Source organism: Hydrogenophaga sp. (genome assembly GCF_018780075.1).
GTDB lineage: Bacteria > Pseudomonadota > Gammaproteobacteria > Burkholderiales > Burkholderiaceae_C > Hydrogenophaga.
Genome location: NZ_JADMKB010000184.1, coordinates 1 through 3,241 on the forward strand (window position 1 = coordinate 1; position 3,241 = coordinate 3,241).

The 3,241-nt window shown below is 67.6% G+C and carries 5 protein-coding genes; 4 read left to right on the forward strand and 1 reads right to left on the reverse strand.

Annotated features, from left to right (window positions below):
* From IV088_RS25750 to IV088_RS26370, 4 genes are all read left to right on the forward strand, one after another.
* Nucleotides 1-540, forward strand: a 540-nt coding sequence (locus IV088_RS25750; RefSeq protein WP_291107867.1) for an ABC transporter ATP-binding protein, incomplete at its 5' end; no start/stop codon positions are given.
* 121 nt (nucleotides 541-661) lie between these two features.
* On the forward strand, nucleotides 662-1,009 hold the full coding sequence (locus IV088_RS25755) for a heavy metal-binding domain-containing protein (protein WP_291107870.1): 348 nt from the start codon (nucleotides 662-664) through the stop codon (nucleotides 1,007-1,009).
* A 13-nt stretch (nucleotides 1,010-1,022) separates the two neighbouring features.
* Entirely contained in the window at nucleotides 1,023-1,469 is a 447-nt protein-coding gene (locus tag IV088_RS25760) for a hypothetical protein (protein ID WP_291107872.1), read from the forward strand.
* 80 nt (nucleotides 1,470-1,549) lie between these two features.
* Nucleotides 1,550-1,951 (forward strand): DUF4124 domain-containing protein, encoded by a 402-nt coding sequence (locus tag IV088_RS26370; RefSeq protein WP_367171608.1) that lies wholly within the window; start codon nucleotides 1,550-1,552, stop codon nucleotides 1,949-1,951.
* Between the two features lie 19 nt (nucleotides 1,952-1,970).
* Here the strand turns inward: IV088_RS26370 and IV088_RS25765 are convergent, their stop codons facing one another.
* Nucleotides 1,971-3,158 (reverse strand): lytic murein transglycosylase, encoded by a 1,188-nt coding sequence (locus IV088_RS25765; protein WP_291107874.1) that lies wholly within the window; start codon nucleotides 3,156-3,158, stop codon nucleotides 1,971-1,973.
* Nucleotides 3,159-3,241 lie beyond the last annotated feature (83 nt).

A 3,241-nucleotide genomic window follows, 5' to 3' on the forward strand; every position in this document is an offset into this window, starting at 1 on the left:
TCGGGCAGCGGCAAGAGCACCCTGCTCAAGATCGTGGCCGGGCTGGAAGCGCCGGAGGCGGGCAGCGTGTGGTTCGACGGCGTGGACATCACGGCCCTGCCTCCAGAGCGGCGCGGTTTCGCGCTCATGTTCCAGGACTTTGCGCTGTTTCCCCACCTCAACGTGCAGGACAACGTGGCCTTCGGTCTGGTGGAGCAGGGCGTGCGCCGCGCGGAGGCGCGCGAGCGCGCGCGCACCATGCTCGCTCGCTTCGGCCTCGCGGCCCACGCCAGCGCGCGCGTGTGGACGCTCTCGGGTGGCGAGCAGCAGCGCGTGGCGCTGGCGCGCGCGCTCATCACCGGGCCGCGCGCGCTGCTGCTGGACGAACCCTTCAGCGCGCTCGACGCCACCCTGCGTGAACAGCTGCGCGCCGAGTTCCGCGAGCGCATCACCGAGGCCGGCATGACCGCGATCCTCGTGACGCACGACGAGCAGGAGGCGCGCGCCATGGCGCAGCGCGCCTGGGCGCTGCGCGAGGGGCGGCTGGTCGCGCTCTGGTGAGCGCTTCGCCCCCTCGCCTGCGTGCGGGAGAGGGCTGGGGTGAGGGGGCTGCCCGCGCTGGCACAATGAATCCGAACGCACCTCCGGGTGCATCCACCACACGCATCCAACGGGGGTTCACATGGGCTGGTTTTCCAAAAGCACCGACGGTTTTTTCCTCAGCACCACCACGCCGCCCGGCATCGATCTGGGCCAGTACCTCGGCGTGGTCAACGGTGAGGCCATCATCGGTGCCAACATCTTCCGCGACATGTTCTCCTCGGTGCGCGACGTGGTGGGCGGCCGGGCCGGTGGCTACGAACGTGCGCTGGCGGGCGCGCGCGACGCCGCCATCGAAGGCCTGATCGAGGCCGCGAAAGCCATGGGTGCCAACGGGGTGATCGGCATCGACTTCGACTACGAGGTCATGGGCGAGGCCAACGGCATGATGATGGTCGCCGTCAGCGGCACGGCGGTGAAACTGGGCTGAGCGGGTCGTGCCCATGGACGCCTACATCCTGATTGGCAACGCCAACACGCGCAAGACCTCGGTGGTGCGCAGCCTCACGGGTTGCTTCAACCGCAGCGTGCGCGACATCCAGATGCAAAGCGGCAAACGGCCGCAGCGCTTCTACGCCAGGGTTGGCACCCTGCAGATCACCCGCACCTCGATCGACGACTTCATCCACGAGGTGACGCGCTCACGCTGCGAGGCGGTGGTGTTCTGCCTCTCGCCCACGGCGTACAAGACCGACCTGGAGACCTTCCCCGACGCCCAGGCCTACGTGGCCGCGCTGCGCGAGCGCGGCTGGCACATCAAGGGCGTGGCCGTGCTCGGGCAGGACGGCGGCGGCGTGCGTGCTCCCAATCTGCGGCAATACACGCAGGCCCCCACAGCGCCGGTGAACCTCACGGCGCGGGACGTGCGGGCGCAGTTCGGCTGGGTGTGACGCCTTGGTCGCGGATACGCAGAGAGATCGAGATGAACACGTGCAGGGTTTGGCAGCGGTGGCTGCCTGTGCTTTTGCTCATGAGCTTCATGAGCGCTCACGCCGAGGTCTACCGGTGGGTGGACGACCAGGGCCGCGTGCATTTTGACGACCGTCCGCCAGACAAGATGCCCAAAAACGGTGTCGAAGAGGTCAAGGTGCGGCGGGGCAATGTTGTGGACCCGGTGAAGATCGTTCCTCCCAGCAACGAGCCTGCCGTTGAACCACCGTCTGAGCCCGATTCAGCGGCAGCGCCGGTTCCACCCCAGAGCAAGGGGGGCGTCGTGGCCAGTCAAGCCGATTGCGCTGCGAAGAATGCGGCCTACGAAGCCTCTAGGGCCTGTTACGAGGCGTGCGGTCAGACGGTGTGCAGTGCGTGGAGTTGTAAAAGGAACAACAGTCAGTGCAGCCATTGCACCGACCTGCCCAAACCCCGTTGTTGATGTCGGGATGACGGCCGCTTCACTGCGCCCGAAGCGCCCTCAACACCTTCTGCCCACCCCGCCCGTTCACCTCCATCCCCAGCCGGGTCTGCTCGACCCGGATCGCTTCCCGGCTCTTGTCGCCCAGCATGCCGTCGACCTCACCGATGTCGTGGCCGCGCAGGATCAGCAGGCCTTGCAGTTCGCGGCGTTCGGCGCGTGAGAGGCCCGGGTCGTCGGTGGGCCACGGGGTGGTGAACGGGCCGGCGCCGCGCAGGCGGTCGCTCAGGTGGGCGATGGCCAGGCCGTAGCTCTCGGCGGCGTTGTAGCTGTAGATCGCGTCGAAGTTCTTGAAGACCAGAAAGGCCGGGCCGGTCGGACCGGCAGGCGTCATGAGGCCGGCCGATCCCAGGCCGTCGGGCAGCGGCGAACCGTCGACCTTGCGCAGGCCGCGCGCGACCCATTCGCTCATGGCCCGCTTGCTGCGCCGGCCTTCATTGTCGGTGTTGAAGCCACTGGGCAGCTTCACCTCGAATCCCCAGGGCTGGCTGCTTTGCCAGCCGGCTTTGGCGAGGAAGTTGGCGGTGGAGGCCAGCGCGTCGCTGGTGTTGTCCATCAGGTCGCGGCGACCGTCGCCGTCGAAATCGACCGCAAGGCGCTCGAAGGTGGTGGGCATGAACTGGGTGTGGCCGAACGCTCCGGCCCAGGAGCCGATCAGGCGTTCGGGCGCGATGTGGCCGCCCTGCAGGATGCGCATCGCCGAATAGAACTCGCCCTGGAAGTAGCTCTGGCGCCGGCCGTGACACGAGAGCGTGCCCAGGGCCTGCAGCAGCGGGTACTTGCCCAGGGTCTGGCCGAAGTTGCTCTCAACCCCCCAGACCGCGACCACGGTGGCCGGGTCCACGCCGTGGCGCTGTTGCACGCGCGCGAGCACCTCGGCGTGCTGCGCCAGCATGGCCTGGCCTTGCTGCACCCGTTCATCGTCCACCAGGCCGCTGAGGTAGTCCCAGATCGGCATGCGGAACTCGGGCTGGTAATTGAGCTTGTCGATCACGCTCATGTCGGGCGTGAGCCCAGCGGTGAAGCGGCGGTAGCTGGCTTCAGAGACGCCGGCAGCGCGCGCCTCGGCTTGCAGGCCGTCGAGACAGCGGGCGAAGTCGGGTGGGGTGGTCTGGGCGAAGGAGGGTAGGGCGACCAGCAGGACGGTCAGACTCAGGGGAGATTTCATGGCGGTCATGTTCAGAAAAGTGGTGTTGGCTAGGTGTGAAGCGTCAAGAGGTTGTTTCTTGACGAGCTGAGTCTGGAGATGGG